Source organism: Clostridium sp. CM028, assembly GCF_030585565.1.
GTDB lineage: Bacteria > Bacillota > Clostridia > Clostridiales > Clostridiaceae > Clostridium_AD > Clostridium_AD estertheticum_B.
Genome location: NZ_CP077766.1, coordinates 2,464,340 through 2,479,105, shown reverse-complemented (window position 1 = coordinate 2,479,105; position 14,766 = coordinate 2,464,340). Strand labels below are relative to the sequence as shown.

The following is a 14,766-nucleotide window of genomic DNA, read 5'->3' as shown; positions in this document are numbered from 1 at the left end:
TCATAGTATAAAACTTTTATGCAATAAATTCCAGTATGTGTTTAGCTACTTGTTAAATTCTTTACTAATAAAACTAGTATCAAATTTTCCTTTTATAAAATTACTATTATTTATTATTTTAAATTGAAAATCTATATTAGTATCCACACCCTCTATTATAAACTCCCCTAATACTCTTCTCATTTTACGTATTGCTTCATCTCTATCTTTTCCGTGGACAATGAGTTTTCCTATCATGGAGTCATATGTGGGTGGAATCTTGTATCCTTGATATGCCGCACTATCAATCCTTACTCCATATCCTCCTGGAATATGTAGTGATTTTATAACGCCAGGACAAGGCATAAAATTTTTAGAAGGATTTTCTGCATTTATTCTACATTCAATAGCATGGCCCTCAATTTTTATATCCTCCTGTTTATAAGGAAGTATTTGGCCTGCAGCAATTCTTATCTGCGCTTTAACTAAATCTACTCTAGTGATCATTTCTGTTATTGGATGCTCTACCTGTATACGTGTATTCATCTCCATAAAGTAATATTTTTCATGTTTATCTAATAAAAACTCTATAGTTCCAGCATTTTTATAATTAATAGACTTAGCCGCTTTAACTGCAACCTCACCCATCTGTTTTCTAAGTTCTCCTGTCATTCGGACTCCTGGTGCCTCTTCTATTACCTTCTGATTACGCCTTTGAATAGAACAGTCTCTCTCGCCAAGATGAACAACATTTCCATGCTCATCTGCAAGTATTTGAAACTCTATATGTCTTGGCTCTTCTATGAATTTTTCCATATACATTGTATCGTCACCGAAAGCAGTTTTCGCCTCAGCTTTTGCAGTGTTGTACGCAGGTATAAGATCTTCTATTTTACTAACGACTCTAATTCCTCGTCCCCCGCCTCCTGCTGAGGCCTTTATCATTACAGGATATCCTATTTTTTCAGCTTCCGTTAAAGCATCTGCTTCAGAGTCAATCGCTCCGCCCGAACCAGGGACTACTGGTATCCCAGCATTTATCATAATTTCTCTTGCCTTTAATTTATTTCCCATATTATCAATGTTTTGTGAATTTGGGCCTATATATTTTATATTACACTCCTCACACATCTGTGCAAACTTACTATTTTCTGATAAGAACCCATACCCCGGATGAATTGCCTCTGCGCCCGTAAGCACCGTGGCACTCAAAATATTTTGCATATTTAAATAACTATCCTTAGATTTACTAGGTCCAATACATACAGCCTCATCTGCCATTTGAGTATGAAGAGCATCTTTATCTACCTCAGAATATACTGCAACAGTTTGAATACCCATTTCATTACACGCCCTGATTATTCTTACCGCAATCTCGCCTCTATTTGCAATCAATATCTTCTTAAACATATTATTACCTTCCCCACACTAAAAATTATTAACAAAAGTGTTTTTAATGTTTATTTCCCTACCGCAAATGTAATTTCAGCTTGTGCCACTTTAACTCCATTTACTGTAGCTATGCCTAGACCTATCCCAACAGGTCCCTTCATTTTGATTATTTCTACCTCTAGCTTTAACACATCTCCCGGAACAACTTTCTTTCTAAATTTTGCTTTATTAATACCACCAAAGTAAGCTATTTTACCTTTATAGCTCTCCATACTTAAAAGTGCCACTGCCCCAACCTGCGCTAAAGCCTCAATAATTATTACTCCCGGAAGTATAGGTTCTTCTGGAAAATGCCCCTGAAAGAAATACTCATTCATAGTAACATTCTTATACCCAACAGCTCTTTTGCCTGGTTCTAGTTCCTCTACTTTATCCACAAATAAAAATGGATATCTATGAGGAATAATTTCTTGTATTTGTTTTATATCTAAAGTAGTACCTTTTATATCTTCCATATTAATGATTCCACCTTTCATGCAATTACACCAGTCACCATATGACAGTTTTAAGCTGTCTTTTCGCCACTAGTTTTCAATTATTTTGAACAATGGCTGTCCGTACTCTACCATATCTTCATTTGAAACCAATACTTCTACAACTTCTCCATCTACTTCGCTTTCAATTTCATTCATAAGCTTCATAGCTTCTAAAATACAAAGTGTGTCTCCAACTTTAACCTTAGTCCCAACCTTTACAAAATTCTTTGATTCAGCACTTGGAGAAGAATACATAGTTCCAACAATAGGTGATTTAACTACAAATAGGTTTTCCTTGGGTATTGCCTTTTCTGCATTTTCTGTAGTTATAGCTATATCCTTTTCTAGTTTTTCTAAATACACTTCTTTAGAAGCTACATCTTCCCTAGTAAGGATTTCCTTAGCAACTCGCTCTAAAGGTGCAGCATTTAAAGGTGTTTTTTCTATTACCACCTGTTGTTCTTTTTTCTCCATCATTATTCTGATACCTTCTGTCTCAATTTCAAAAGAAGTAAGAATCGATTCACTAACGGTTTTTATTAACTCTTGAATATTTTTATAATCCATAATTATCTACCGTCCCATTTTTTTAATATAATAGTAGCATTATGACCACCAAAGCCTAATGAATTTGACAATGCATATTTAAGTTGCTGTTTTCTTCCTACGTTTGGAACGTAATCTAAATCACAATCTTCATCTGGCACTTTATATCCTATAGTCGCTGGCACAAAACCTTCTTCTAATGCTTTTGCACATACTATAGCTTCTATAGCCCCTGATGCTCCTAAGAGATGACCTGTCATGGACTTTGTTGAACTTACAGGTATTTTATATGCATATTCGCCAAAAGCAGATTTTATAGCTATAGTTTCAAACTTATCATTATATGGAGTACTTGTTCCATGTGCATTAATGTAAGATATTTCTTCTGCCTTAACATCTGCGTCTTTAAGCGCTATTATCATTGATCTTGCTGCTCCATCTCCATCTGGAGATGGTGAAGTTATATGGTAGGCATCACAAGTTGATCCATAACCCTTAACCTCTGAATATATTTTTGCATTTCTTTTTTCTGCATGCTCTAAAGATTCAAGTATAACTATACCTGCACCATCGCCCATAATAAAACCATCCCTCTCTTTATCAAAAGGAATCGATGCTCTTAAAGGATCTTCACTTTTGCTTAAAGCTGTTAGTTGTGCAAACCCTGCTAAAGCTAGCGGGCTTATTGAAGCCTCTGCACCTCCAGCTATTATTATGTCCGCTCTTCCATCTTGAATCATGTGAAAAGCATCTCCTATTGCATTAGTTCCTGTAGCACAAGCCGTAACAACGCTCGAGCACATACCTTTAGCACCATATTTTATTGCAATATTCCCGGCCGCCATATTACCTATTATCATAGGTATTAAGTAAGGGGTAATTCTGCTTGCTCCCTTTTCCATAAGCTTTGCATGCTCGTTCTCAATAGTACCAATTCCGCCTATTCCTGAACCAACTATTACTGCTAATCTTTCACTATCTATAGTTTTTAAATCTAATCCTGAAATTTTAATTGCTTCATCTGCTGCAACCATTGCATACTGACAATATTTATCCATTTTTCTAGCTTCTCTTTTGTCGAGTGCAACCGTTACGTCAAAATCCTTAACCTCTGCAGCAAGCTTACATTTAAATTTAGAAATATCGAAAGCCTTAATTACATCTATGCCACAAGTACCTTTTTTTATATTATCCCAAAAACTATTTACATCATTTCCTATAGGAGTAACTGCTCCCATGCCTGTTATAACAACTCTATTTTTCATAAAGTAAACCCTCCTTTAATCATCAACTAAGTTACATTACCATTCCACCATCTACATTTATAACTTGACCTGTTATGTATGAAGCTTCCTCTGAGGCTAGAAATGCTACTACATTTGCCACATCTTCTGGCGTTCCAAGTCTCCTTAGCGGAATAGTGCTCATTATAGTATCCTTTACCTTCTCGGTCAAACCACGTGTCATATCTGTTTGAACATATCCTGGGGCTACTGCATTACAAGTAACTCCGCGGCCCCCAAATTCTCTAGCCACAGCCTTAGTCATACCTATTATACCTGCCTTTGCGGAGGAATAATTCACTTGGCCTGCATTTCCTGTAAGCCCAGACACTGAAGATATATTTATTACTCTTCCACTTCTCTGTTTAAGCATTATGGCTGATACATGTTTTGTGCAATTAAAAGCACCCTTCAGGTTAATATCTATAACACTGTCAAAATCAGCTTCCTTCATTCTCATTAAAAGACCATCTTTTGTTATGCCAGCATTATTAACTAGAATATCTAAGCTTCCGAACTCTTCAACACTTTTTTTCATCATATTTTCCACATCACTATAACTGCTAATATCACATTGAATTGCTAACACCTTAACTCCTAAATCTTCTATTTCTTTAACTACTTCGCGCACTGCGTCTTCACTATTTCTATAGTTAACAACTACATTTGCTCCAAGCTTTGCTAGCTTTACGGCTATTGCTCTTCCAATACCCCGACTAGCTCCTGTAACTACTGCTGTTTTCCCTTTTAACATAAATTCATGCTCCTTTACATCTTTCATAGGATTCCACTTTTTAATCAATTCTATTGTTTAAGCAATTCTATCGCTTACTTAAAGATGCAACAGCTTTGTCCAAAGATGCCATATCTTCTACATTAACTACTGTAAGTTTTCTATCTATTTTCTTGATAAATCCACACAGGACCTTACCTGGACCTATTTCTACGAAAGTATCGACACCGTCTTTTATCATATTTCTTATAATTGTTTCCCATAAAACGGAACTCATAACTTGAAGTTTTAAATTACCTTTAATATCATCCTTGCCTTTTACATAATCACCATTTACATTTGTCATTACTGGAATAGTAATGTCTTTAAGGTTTATATTTTCAAGTTCAATTTCTAACTTCTCCGCTGCTGGTTTTAACATAGAAGTATGAAATGGTGCGCTTACAGGTAAATTAATAGCCCGTTTTGCGCCTTTTTTCACAGCTCTTTCGCAGGCAAGTTCTACCGCCGCTATTTCCCCGGCAATTACTATTTGTCCTGGGCAGTTTAAATTAGCGATTTCTACTATCCCAGAGGTTCTAGCCTCACTACAAGCTTCTTCAACTAAGTTAACTGCAAGGCCTAAAATAGCTGCCATAGTTCCTATCCCTACAGGCACTGCTTCCTGCATAAATCGTCCACGCTTTTTAACAATCTTTACCGCATCTTTGAAATCCATAGCTCCACTACAAACCAGTGCTGAGTACTCTCCAAGACTAAGTCCTGCAGTTACATCACATTTTATGCCATGTTCTTTTAATGCCATAAGGGCTGCTATACTAGTAGTTAAAATAGCTGGTTGAGTATTCTCTGTGATATCTAGCTCATCTTCTGTGCCCTCAAAACAAAGTTTGCTTAGCTCAAATTTAAGCTCCTTATCTGCTATATTAAATATATTTTTGCAAACCTCTATATTTTCAAATAATTCCTTACCCATACCAATATATTGGGCTCCCTGTCCAGGAAAAATAAAAGCAATTTTACTCATATTTCCCTCCTTAAATAATAATATTCTTTTTTATCTAAATTTTATAATACCTTCTTCTGCCTCTGCAAACATTTCTTCTATAATTTCTCTGCAGCTTTGTTCTTTCTTTACAAGACCTGCGATTTGACCTGCCACAACAGATCCCATCTCAATATCGCCTTCTTTTACTGCCCTTTGTAGACATCCTCGTCCGAGGGCCTCTAGCTCCTCTACTGGAGCATTTTCCTTTTCAAGCTTTTGAAATTGTCTTGATAACCTATTTTTTAAAGCCCTAACAGGGTGCCCTGTAGGTCTTCCTGTAACTACAGAGTCTATATCCTTTGCAGCCAATACCTTCTTTTTGTACTTTTCATGTATTGTGCATTCATCCGCCACTAAAAATCTTGTTCCTACTTGAACTCCCTGGGCTCCAAGCATAAATGCTGCCGCAATACCACGCCCATCACCTACACCCCCTGCTGCAATCACCGGAATACTAACTCCATCGACAACTTGTGGAACCAGAGCCATAGTTGTAAGTTCACCGATATGTCCTCCAGATTCACAACCTTCTGCGATAACTGCATCTGCGCCTGCCCTCTCCATGCGTTTAGCCAGTGCCACTGATGGTACCACTGGTATCACCTTAATTCCATGTGACTTCCAAAGTTCCATATACTTACCTGGATTGCCTGCACCCGTAGTAACAACTTTAATACCTTCTTCACATACAAGCTGTGCAATTTCTTCTGCATTATCACTTAAAAGCATTATATTAACGCCAAATGGTTTATCTGTTAACTTCTTTGCTTTTCTAATTTCATTTCTTATATAATCAACTGGTGCATTAGCCGCTGCTATAATACCTAAGCCCCCTGCATTAGATACTGCAGATGCTAAGCTACTGTCTGCAACCCAAGCCATACCACCTTGTATTATCGGATATTTCACACCTAAATCTTCAAAAAATACGGAATTAAACATTTTATCCCTCCTTTGTTCCTTAAAAGTATATAGTTAAATCATCTCCCGCGGAGTTGCAATATAACAACCCAAGAAGGAGATTTATACTCCCACTGAAGTTTCTTCTTCGTTATAGTATGGAACTCCCACTTATAAAAGTGGGAGATTTCCCTTTTGAAATGCCGTTAAAGTCAGATAATTATAGAAAAAAAGCATATATTACGTGGACTACATTTCATGTAATATATACTCTTTTATCATACTGAAATAAACTAAATTTTAATATGATTAGTATCTCAGTTCTCTAATCACCTAACCCATTAATTCCAATTATTTTAACTTTTCTTCTATATAGTTAACAATTCCCTTTACATCTTTAATGTTTTCTATATCTTCATTCGGTATTTCAATTTCAAAGGCCTCTTCGAGTGACATTACAATTTCAAATATTTCAAGAGAATCTATTCCTAAATCATCTGTGAAATTCGCCTCCATTTTAACCTCTGCTTCGTCTATCCCTAATTGTTCAACTATTACATTTTTAACTTTTTCAAATACCATTACTAATTCCTCCTAATATTTTATTTATTGATTGTCCATTCTATTAATGAAGCTCCGTAGGTTAATCCACCGCCAAAGCCTACAAGTATAATCTTATCTCCAGCTTTTAATAAATTCTTCTTATTCATCTCATCTATTGCTATAGCTATGCTTGCCGCTGAAGTGTTCCCATAACGATCTAAGTTCACAAAGAATTTATCTTTATCAGCCTTCAATTTTCTAACTACAAAATCTATTATTCTGTAGTTTGCTTGATGGCAAACTACATATTTAACATCCTCTAAGGTATAATTATTTTGATTTAAGATTTCGTTTATACTGCTTGCAATAGTTTTTACTGCAAATTTAAAAATCTCTTTGCCATCCATACTTATTTTCGCATTAAAATTTTCATTTCCTTCTATAAAAGTGTTTTTTACATCTACAGTAGGACAAGTTAAAACTCCACCTTTTTCACCCTCTGAAGCTGAATTTATAGAAATAATTCCTTTTTTACTGCCTGCCTCAAGAACTGCTGCTCCTGCTCCATCACCAAAGAGTATACAAGTTTTTCTATCTGTCCAATCAACAATCTTTGATAGAACCTCTGCACCTATTATTAAGGCTCGTTTACGCTCTCCTGTTTTAAGAAATTGCATTGCTATATCAAGGGCAAATATAAACCCCGTACATGCTGCTGATATGTCAAAGGCCATAGCATTAACTGCTCCAATATTCCCTTGAACTATGCATGCAGTGGCCGGTACAAATTGATCAGGCGATGTACTTGCAAGAATTATCAAATCTATATCTTCCGCTTTAACTTGTGCATCCTTTAATGCCTCAAAGGCTGCTTTTGTTGCTAAGTCTGAAGTGTTTTCACCTTGTGATATATGTCTCTCTTTGATACCCGTCATAGAAACTATCCATTCATCAGAAGTGTCTACAATCTCTGCCAATTGATGATTAGTCATTATGTTTAGAGGAGCATAACTTCCTGTACCAATTATTTGTACTTCATTCATTCCTTAATCGATCCTTTCATTAACTTTCTAATCTATATTTTTTTTTGAAGAAATCATTTAATTTTTCTAGAGATTTTATTAGTACATCTTCTTCTTCTGCATTTAGACCATCTATAGTTGCGTGCACCATATCAGAATGAAATTTTTCATGTATTCTATAGGCGAGTTTCCCTTTTCTAGTAAGCGCAATCATTACTGATCTTCTATCTTCTTCGCCTCTTTTCCTATTTACATATCCTTTTTTAAGAAGCTTATCGATAGCCGTTGTAAGCGTACCTACAGTAATTTTAATATCTTGAGCTGCTTCTGACATAGTTCTGTACTCATACATCCCTATTGCATCAATAGTATGTATTTCCGTTATAGATAGGTCTTTAAGTATACCCTCTTTAAGTGCCCTCTGTTCTATCTGTAATATATCGTTAAAGGTCTCTACTAAAAGTTCATTTATAACACCAACAGATTTGCTCATATTTATCACCATTTCCCATACTTTGATTTTCATGTACTTTACTTTTCATATACTTTGACAATCAAAGTATATCGATGTAATGATTATTTGTCAATATACTTACCATAAATATGCAAATTTTCTTTTTTAATTTATATTTGTAATAAAATTAAAAATCGTGTTCTGCCTCTACTACTAGTTCACTCATAAGTTCTTTAACCGATATAATTTTATCTACTTTGTAAGCATTACTTCCAACGAAAATAAGTCCCTTATCTAAATTACCTTTTACTGATTGTATTAACGCTTCCGTAATACAATAAGGAGTTTTTTGAGGATTACAGTCCTTTATGCATAAATAACATTTATCCACTTTGCAACCACTTTCCTGAGTGAGCTTCATAAACTTATTGTTAATAGCCCTCCCCGGCATACCTACAGGACTTTTTACTATCTTTATATCTTCTTCTTTTAAATTAACATAAGCCATTTTAAAAGCTAAACTAGCATCACACTCCTGCGTAGCCACAAATCTAGTAGCCATTTGTACCCCTGCTGCTCCAAGTTTCATGATTTCTGCAATGTCTGCGCCAGTATAAATTCCACCAGCAGCTACTACAGGAATTTTTTTATTATACTTTTCTTCAAAAGGCTTGATTGCCTCAATAACTTCTTTAACTATATCCTTTAAGTCTTGGGTTTTCTTTTCTAGTAATGATTCCATAGAGAAACCAAGATGTCCACCAGCTTCAGAACCTTCAACAATAATTAAATCTGCAGCACAATTGTTTTTTTTATCCCACATTTTTGATATAACTGTAGCTGCCTTTGCTGATGATACTATTGGTGCAAGCTTTGTATTAAACCCCTTAGCCATTTTAGGCAAATTAAGTGCAAGTCCTGCACCAGATATTATTAAATCTATTCCTTCTTCTAAAGCAGTTGCTGTAAGTTCTTCATAATTATTCATAGCTACCATAATATTTATCCCAATAATACCCTTAGGACTTAATTCTCTAGCTCTTCTGATTTCACTTCTTAATGCTCTTATGTTTGCTTCCTTTGCATTGGTTCCAAAGTCTTTTTCATTATATCCAATTTGAGCAGTAGATATTATCCCAATCCCGCCTTCATTTGCAACCGCTGATGCTAGACTCGAAAGAGACACTCCCACTCCCATACCGCCTTGAATTATAGGAATACCTGCTATTAATTCTCCAATTTTTAAAGGAGGTAACTTCATAATTATCCGCTCCCTTTACTTTGATTTTGAATTAGTTTGATAGTCAAAGTATATATATCTTTATATTCTATGTCAAGACAAAAGTATCTTATAACTTTTTTGAGTATTTTTTTGATAATACCGTTTTACATTACATACTTCTTAGTATTTACTATGTTTTGAAAATTATTTATTAATTTAATATTTTAATTGCCTTTAGCATATATTGTATTATAATGAATTAGCACTATCCGTTATTATTATGGGGGGCAAATATGAAAAAGTTTATTAGGCAAAATAAAAAATAGTGGTAATTGCAAGTATTTTGAATATATTGTCATCGTTGTTATTGGTATTAACAGCGTTAATGTTAGCAAATCTCTTGAATGTTATTATTGCAGGTGATGTACATGCCTTAATAAAACAAATTATTTTTATGATTTTGATGTGGACTATATCTATCATTATGGATTATGAAAGTAAAATAAATACAGCAAAAGCCGTTGCAAAAATGAATTTCACTTTAAGATATCAAATTACAGATAAATTAACACAAATGGACTATGAGCAATTTTATAAAAACGAGACCGGAAGCTATGTTTCTTGGTTAACTAACGATGTAACTCAGATTGAAAGTACAACATTCAACCAATTTTTCGTATTAATTTCACAATTATCTATGATTATATTTTCATTATGTGGATTAGTATATATTCACTTGTGGGTCGCAATGCTTGCAATTGTTTTATGTGTTTTAATGATAATTCCCCCAAAGCTTATGAACAAAACTGTTGAAAAAGATTCAAAAGCTATGTCTGATCAACAAGAAGAATTTGTAAAAGTTACAAAGGAAACTATGATGGGACATGAGGTATTATATAGTTATAATTTATTGTCACGATTCAAATCCAGCATTTTAGAAAATTCTAAGATTTTAGAATTAATGAAGTATACATTTAAGAAGACACAGATAGTAGTTAACACCTTAATTAGTTTATCAAATATAATTTCTCAAATTGCAATGACTTTTATTACTGGATATTTGTCAATTAAGGGATTAACATCTGTAGGTTCAATTTTACCAGCTGCAAATTTAGCTGGTTCATTTTTCGGTTCATTTGCTACTTTATTAAATTGTGTTACAACAATAAGGTCTTCTAAACCTGTTTTGCAGAAATTTGATACCGATTCTAATCAATTTACAACTTTAGAAATGTGCCCACCTTTTTCTAGCTCCATCGAACTTAAAAATGTAAGTTTCGGTTATAAAAATGAAGATGTTTTTAAAAATCTTTCACTTATCTTTGAAAACGGAAAAAAATATGCAATCATTGGGAAAAGCGGAAGTGGTAAAACCACATTGATTAAATTGATTTTAGGTCATTTAAATAATTATGAAGGAAACATATATATTGATAATGTTGATATAAAACAATATAGTCAAGAAAGTATTAGGGATAATTTTGCATATATTAGTCAAAATGTATATATATTTAGTGGGACTATAAAATATAATATAACATTGTGCGAAAACTTTACTGAAGAGGAATTAGATAATTCATTAAAAGAAAGCTGTCTAAGTGATTTTGTTTTATCTTTAGATCAAAATTTAAATACTTTTTTAGGCGAAGAAGGGAATAACATTTCAGGTGGCCAAAAACAACGCCTTTCTATAGCCAGAGCTTTGATCCGTCATAAACCAATCATCATTATTGATGAAGGAACTTCAGCATTAGATAAAAAAAATGCATTTGAAGTCGAGTCAATGTTATTAAAAAATCCTAATTTCACTATTATTCTCATCACACATCGTTTAAGCGAGGAATTGATAGATAATTTCGACAAAATAATTGAGTTATAATCACTTAAAAGATTAAACCGGCATTAGAGAGGGTATAGCCGACATACGTACAAAGACCGTCCACATGGTGGAATGAATATCCATTATGTGGCTTTTTAAGCGTTATACTTTATTAGATCATGAATTTAAGTGCTGTTATGCTCCCTATTATCCACTGGTAGTTGAATAGATTTTTAGGGTTAGCCACGTTGATAATAGTATTTTATGGTAGTATAATGAACTAAATATAAATGAAATATTAAAAGGATTTAGGAGGCATTATGAATTGGATTTATAAAGTAAAACAAATAACAAGTCTATATGATAGTTGTAATACATGTGGGTTACCAATTATAAATTGCCTTTGTGATAAAGCACCTAAAATAAAAACTAATGCAAATATTTGGATTCTATCTACAGAAAAAGAATTTTACAGACCCTCTAATACTGCAAGAATATTAAAGATAGTTAATCCACATTCAACAGAAATTTTTCTTTGGGAAAGAACGAAGATACCTGAAAAATTAGTAGCAAATATAAATAATGAAATATATGAGCCATTCTTACTTTTCCCTATAGAAAATTGTGAGGCTGCGCTCCGAAAAGTTGAATATAAAAGGACTGGTAAAATCCCTGTATTTATTATCATAGACGGTACATGGAAGGAAGCACGAAAAATAGTTAGGAGAAGTGCCTATCTAGAGAAACTTCCAATTATTTCATTGAATCCAAGTTTTAAGTCTAAATATGATTTAAGACGAGGTGCGGTCGATGGTAATTTATGCACAATAGAAGCCGCGATCGAAGTATTAAAACTAAATAGAGAGATCGAAAGTGCACAAGTAGTAAATACATTTTACAATCTATTTTTAAAAAGCTATAAGGCAGGTTCAAGTGGACATGAACTTTCACCTTCTAATAAAAATTGAAAATGCCACCCAAAAGGCGGCAAAAATTCTACATCGGTTGCTGGAAATTTTGAGACTGCTGATCTTTAATTTTCTGTTTACCATCCTCCATAAATTGAGAATCCTTTGGTGATAACATATACAAAACCTCTTGAAGCTCCCCAACGTGCCTTCTTTCTTCATCTGAAATGTGATTTAAAACCTTTTTAACTATTTCATGAGATGTTGACATTGCATGAGCTTCATAAGCTATGATAGCCTCAAGTTCACCAGCAATGTCCACACGAATTGCTTGCGCCAGCTCTTCATTTGACATTTGTCTTGGTACATTTGCAACGAATGGATTTCCTAATAACGCCATAGTTTCTTCCTCCCTTTCAATCTTAAATTTATTTTTAGCATCATACTGAATTATTATTCATTTATAAATGCTACTTCTAAAGTCTTCTCTTTGTTATAGTGTATACCCCCCTCTTATAGAATAGAGAACCTTTCCTTCTGAAATGTCGTTAAAACGAAAAGGTGTGTTATCATAGTTTAAAACTTTTCTATGCTGCAACATGTATACCTATCTATAAATATATATATATATATATATTTATAACTACAAATGTATGTAATCTTTTCTGCTGAATTTATGAGCAGACCTTTAGCAAAATATTACACCAAATAAAACCTCATACGGATTATATATATTAAAAAATAAAAAGAGAGGGTGAAACAAAATAGAAATTAATTTCTATTTTGTTTCACCCCCTTTTCTAATCCAGGTTATATTAATATTCTATTTCAACTACTTTTTCTACTGCTGCTAATAACTTTCCGCTCTTAACGAGTTCAGTAACTTTATCTAGATCTTTATACATAACTATATCATATTCAATAAAGTCTACAGATTTTCTAACTAAATCGTAAGCTTCTTGAGTTGCTATGCCAAGTTTGAATCCAGATTCTTTTCTGAAATCTATAGCTTGACATGCAGCTAATATTTCTGTTGAAACTACTCTAGATGCATTATCAACTATATCCCTAGCTTTTCTTGCTGCTATTGTTCCCATACTAACTAAGTCTTCTTGATTAGCTGAAGAAGGTATTGAGTCTACTGATGCAGGATGAGCTAATATTTTATTCTCAGATACTAAGGCTGCTGCTGCATATTGTGTAATCATAAATCCTGAGTTTAATCCACCATGTTTAGCTAAGAACGCTGGTAAATCGTTTAATTGAGGGTTGATCAATCTTTCTAATCTTCGCTCAGATACACTAGCAATTTCAGCTGATCCAATTCCTAAGAAGTCAAAGCTTAATGCCATAGGTTCTCCGTGGAAATTACCTCCTGAAATTACGTCTCCCTCTTCAGTTACTATAGGGTTATCTGTTACTGAATTTATTTCTCTTTCAACTTGAGCTTTTACATAGTTTATAGCATCTTTACTTGCACCATGAATTTGAGGCACACATCTTAATGAATAAGCATCTTGTACTCTTACTTCACCTTGTCTTGTTACATAAGTACTACCTTCAACTAGTTTTAATATGTTTCTGGCTGTTGCTAATTGTCCTGGCTGTGGTCTTAGCACATGAATTCTTGGATCAAAAGCATCTGTAATTCCTCTTAAAGCCTCCATTGTCAAAGCTGCTGCTATATCACTAGTTTTTAATAACTTTATAGCATCATAAGTAGCTAACGCTCCTGTTGCAGTTAAAACTTGCGTACCATTTATAAGCGCTAAACCTTCTTTAGCATCAAGTTCTATTATAGGAATTCCTGCTTTTTCCATAGCAACTTTACCTGGTAATATTTCACCTTTATACTCTGCTTCACCTTCACCAATCATAGGTAAAACCATATGTGCAAGTGGAGCTAAATCTCCTGACGCTCCTAAAGATCCTTTTTCAGGAATTGTTGGGTAAACACCTTTATTAATCATTTCAATTAATGTTTGCAAAGTTCCAGGTCTTATACCTGAAAATCCTTTTGATAGTGCATTAGCTCTTAAAAGCATTATAGCTCGTACGACATCAGTTGGAAATTTAGGACCATATCCACAAGCATGTGAGCAAATTAAGTTTCTTTGAAGTGTTTTGCAATCTTCTTTAGAAATACTAACATTACAAAATTCACCAAACCCTGTAGTTACACCATAAACAGCTCTTTCATTTTCAACTATATCATCAATTATTGCTCTTGATTTTATAACTCTTTCTATAGCACTCTCTTTTATAGAAACCCTGCAACCATCTCTAGCTATAGATACCATTTCCTCTAAAGTTAAATCATTTCCTGTCAAAAGTATTTCTTTCATTTTTATTCCTCCTAAAATTTATTAGTAATTTATTTA

At 33.8% G+C, this 14,766-nt stretch carries 15 protein-coding genes; 2 read left to right on the top strand and 13 right to left on the bottom strand.

The window, feature by feature from the left end:
• Positions 1–45: 45 nt before the first annotated feature.
• The 11 genes from KTC94_RS11595 to KTC94_RS11545 form a co-directional block, all read right to left on the bottom strand.
• Positions 46–1,389: an acetyl-CoA carboxylase biotin carboxylase subunit gene (locus tag KTC94_RS11595; protein WP_216302123.1), complete on the bottom strand. Its 1,344-nt coding sequence runs from the start codon at positions 1,387–1,389 to the stop codon at positions 46–48.
• 50 nt (positions 1,390–1,439) lie between these two features.
• A complete protein-coding gene (fabZ, locus tag KTC94_RS11590; protein ID WP_165411779.1) occupies positions 1,440–1,886 on the bottom strand; it encodes a 3-hydroxyacyl-ACP dehydratase FabZ in 447 nt (148 codons plus the stop codon).
• Positions 1,887–1,955: 69 nt separating this feature from the next.
• Positions 1,956–2,474, bottom strand: a complete 519-nt coding sequence (gene accB / locus KTC94_RS11585; RefSeq protein ID WP_216302124.1) for an acetyl-CoA carboxylase biotin carboxyl carrier protein — start codon at positions 2,472–2,474, stop codon at positions 1,956–1,958.
• 2 nt (positions 2,475–2,476) lie between these two features.
• Positions 2,477–3,718 (bottom strand): beta-ketoacyl-ACP synthase II, encoded by a 1,242-nt coding sequence (fabF, locus tag KTC94_RS11580; protein WP_220286231.1) that lies wholly within the window; start codon positions 3,716–3,718, stop codon positions 2,477–2,479.
• A 31-nt stretch (positions 3,719–3,749) separates the two neighbouring features.
• On the bottom strand, positions 3,750–4,490 hold the full coding sequence (gene fabG, locus KTC94_RS11575; protein WP_165411858.1) for a 3-oxoacyl-[acyl-carrier-protein] reductase: 741 nt from the start codon (positions 4,488–4,490) through the stop codon (positions 3,750–3,752).
• 67 nt (positions 4,491–4,557) lie between these two features.
• On the bottom strand, positions 4,558–5,496 hold the full coding sequence (gene fabD, locus KTC94_RS11570; protein ID WP_216302126.1) for an ACP S-malonyltransferase: 939 nt from the start codon (positions 5,494–5,496) through the stop codon (positions 4,558–4,560).
• A 30-nt stretch (positions 5,497–5,526) separates the two neighbouring features.
• On the bottom strand, positions 5,527–6,459 hold the full coding sequence (gene fabK / locus KTC94_RS11565) for an enoyl-[acyl-carrier-protein] reductase FabK (protein ID WP_216302127.1): 933 nt from the start codon (positions 6,457–6,459) through the stop codon (positions 5,527–5,529).
• A gap of 309 nt (positions 6,460–6,768) precedes the next feature.
• Positions 6,769–6,999: an acyl carrier protein gene (acpP, locus tag KTC94_RS11560; RefSeq protein ID WP_216302128.1), complete on the bottom strand. Its 231-nt coding sequence runs from the start codon at positions 6,997–6,999 to the stop codon at positions 6,769–6,771.
• A 20-nt stretch (positions 7,000–7,019) separates the two neighbouring features.
• A complete protein-coding gene (locus tag KTC94_RS11555; protein WP_216302129.1) occupies positions 7,020–8,003 on the bottom strand; it encodes a beta-ketoacyl-ACP synthase III in 984 nt (327 codons plus the stop codon).
• Between the two features lie 19 nt (positions 8,004–8,022).
• The gene (locus KTC94_RS11550; RefSeq protein WP_165411859.1) at positions 8,023–8,475 is read right to left on the bottom strand and encodes a MarR family winged helix-turn-helix transcriptional regulator; all 453 of its coding nucleotides are present in this window, start codon (positions 8,473–8,475) and stop codon (positions 8,023–8,025) included.
• A gap of 148 nt (positions 8,476–8,623) precedes the next feature.
• Positions 8,624–9,697, bottom strand: a complete 1,074-nt coding sequence (locus tag KTC94_RS11545) for a nitronate monooxygenase family protein (RefSeq protein WP_216302130.1) — start codon at positions 9,695–9,697, stop codon at positions 8,624–8,626.
• Positions 9,698–9,983: 286 nt separating this feature from the next.
• Here KTC94_RS11545 and KTC94_RS11540 point away from each other — a divergent pair, with 286 nt between their 5' ends.
• The gene (locus KTC94_RS11540; RefSeq protein WP_258280602.1) at positions 9,984–11,537 is read left to right on the top strand and encodes an ABC transporter ATP-binding protein; all 1,554 of its coding nucleotides are present in this window, start codon (positions 9,984–9,986) and stop codon (positions 11,535–11,537) included.
• A 260-nt stretch (positions 11,538–11,797) separates the two neighbouring features.
• Positions 11,798–12,445 carry a tRNA-uridine aminocarboxypropyltransferase gene (locus KTC94_RS11535; RefSeq protein WP_216302132.1) on the top strand — a complete coding sequence of 216 codons (648 nt, stop codon included), beginning with the start codon at positions 11,798–11,800 and terminating at the stop codon, positions 12,443–12,445.
• 28 nt (positions 12,446–12,473) lie between these two features.
• Here the strand turns inward: KTC94_RS11535 and KTC94_RS11530 are convergent, their stop codons facing one another.
• Both KTC94_RS11530 and hutH read right to left on the bottom strand, forming a co-directional pair.
• Complete coding sequence (locus KTC94_RS11530) at positions 12,474–12,785, bottom strand: demethoxyubiquinone hydroxylase family protein (RefSeq protein ID WP_220286229.1); 312 nt, start codon at positions 12,783–12,785, stop codon at positions 12,474–12,476.
• A gap of 415 nt (positions 12,786–13,200) precedes the next feature.
• Positions 13,201–14,730, bottom strand: coding sequence for a histidine ammonia-lyase (gene hutH, locus KTC94_RS11525; RefSeq protein ID WP_220286228.1), 1,530 nt, complete (start codon positions 14,728–14,730; stop codon positions 13,201–13,203).
• Positions 14,731–14,766: the final 36 nt, after the last annotated feature.

Excerpts from the sequence above, each read along its gene's own strand:
- KTC94_RS11595 (WP_216302123.1), bottom strand. The coding sequence starts at position 1,389 with ATGTTTAAGAAGATATTGATTGCAAATAGAGGCGAGATTGCGGTAAGA.
- fabZ (WP_165411779.1), bottom strand. The coding sequence starts at position 1,886 with ATGGAAGATATAAAAGGTACTACTTTAGATATAAAACAAATACAAGAA.
- accB (WP_216302124.1), bottom strand. The coding sequence starts at position 2,474 with ATGGATTATAAAAATATTCAAGAGTTAATAAAAACCGTTAGTGAATCG.
- fabF (WP_220286231.1), bottom strand. The coding sequence starts at position 3,718 with ATGAAAAATAGAGTTGTTATAACAGGCATGGGAGCAGTTACTCCTATA.
- fabG (WP_165411858.1), bottom strand. The coding sequence starts at position 4,490 with ATGTTAAAAGGGAAAACAGCAGTAGTTACAGGAGCTAGTCGGGGTATT.
- fabD (WP_216302126.1), bottom strand. The coding sequence starts at position 5,496 with ATGAGTAAAATTGCTTTTATTTTTCCTGGACAGGGAGCCCAATATATT.
- fabK (WP_216302127.1), bottom strand. The coding sequence starts at position 6,459 with ATGTTTAATTCCGTATTTTTTGAAGATTTAGGTGTGAAATATCCGATA.
- acpP (WP_216302128.1), bottom strand. The coding sequence starts at position 6,999 with ATGGTATTTGAAAAAGTTAAAAATGTAATAGTTGAACAATTAGGGATA.
- KTC94_RS11555 (WP_216302129.1), bottom strand. The coding sequence starts at position 8,003 with ATGAATGAAGTACAAATAATTGGTACAGGAAGTTATGCTCCTCTAAAC.
- KTC94_RS11550 (WP_165411859.1), bottom strand. The coding sequence starts at position 8,475 with ATGAGCAAATCTGTTGGTGTTATAAATGAACTTTTAGTAGAGACCTTT.
- KTC94_RS11545 (WP_216302130.1), bottom strand. The coding sequence starts at position 9,697 with ATGAAGTTACCTCCTTTAAAAATTGGAGAATTAATAGCAGGTATTCCT.
- KTC94_RS11535 (WP_216302132.1), top strand. The coding sequence starts at position 11,798 with ATGAATTGGATTTATAAAGTAAAACAAATAACAAGTCTATATGATAGT.
- KTC94_RS11530 (WP_220286229.1), bottom strand. The coding sequence starts at position 12,785 with ATGGCGTTATTAGGAAATCCATTCGTTGCAAATGTACCAAGACAAATG.
- hutH (WP_220286228.1), bottom strand. The coding sequence starts at position 14,730 with ATGAAAGAAATACTTTTGACAGGAAATGATTTAACTTTAGAGGAAATG.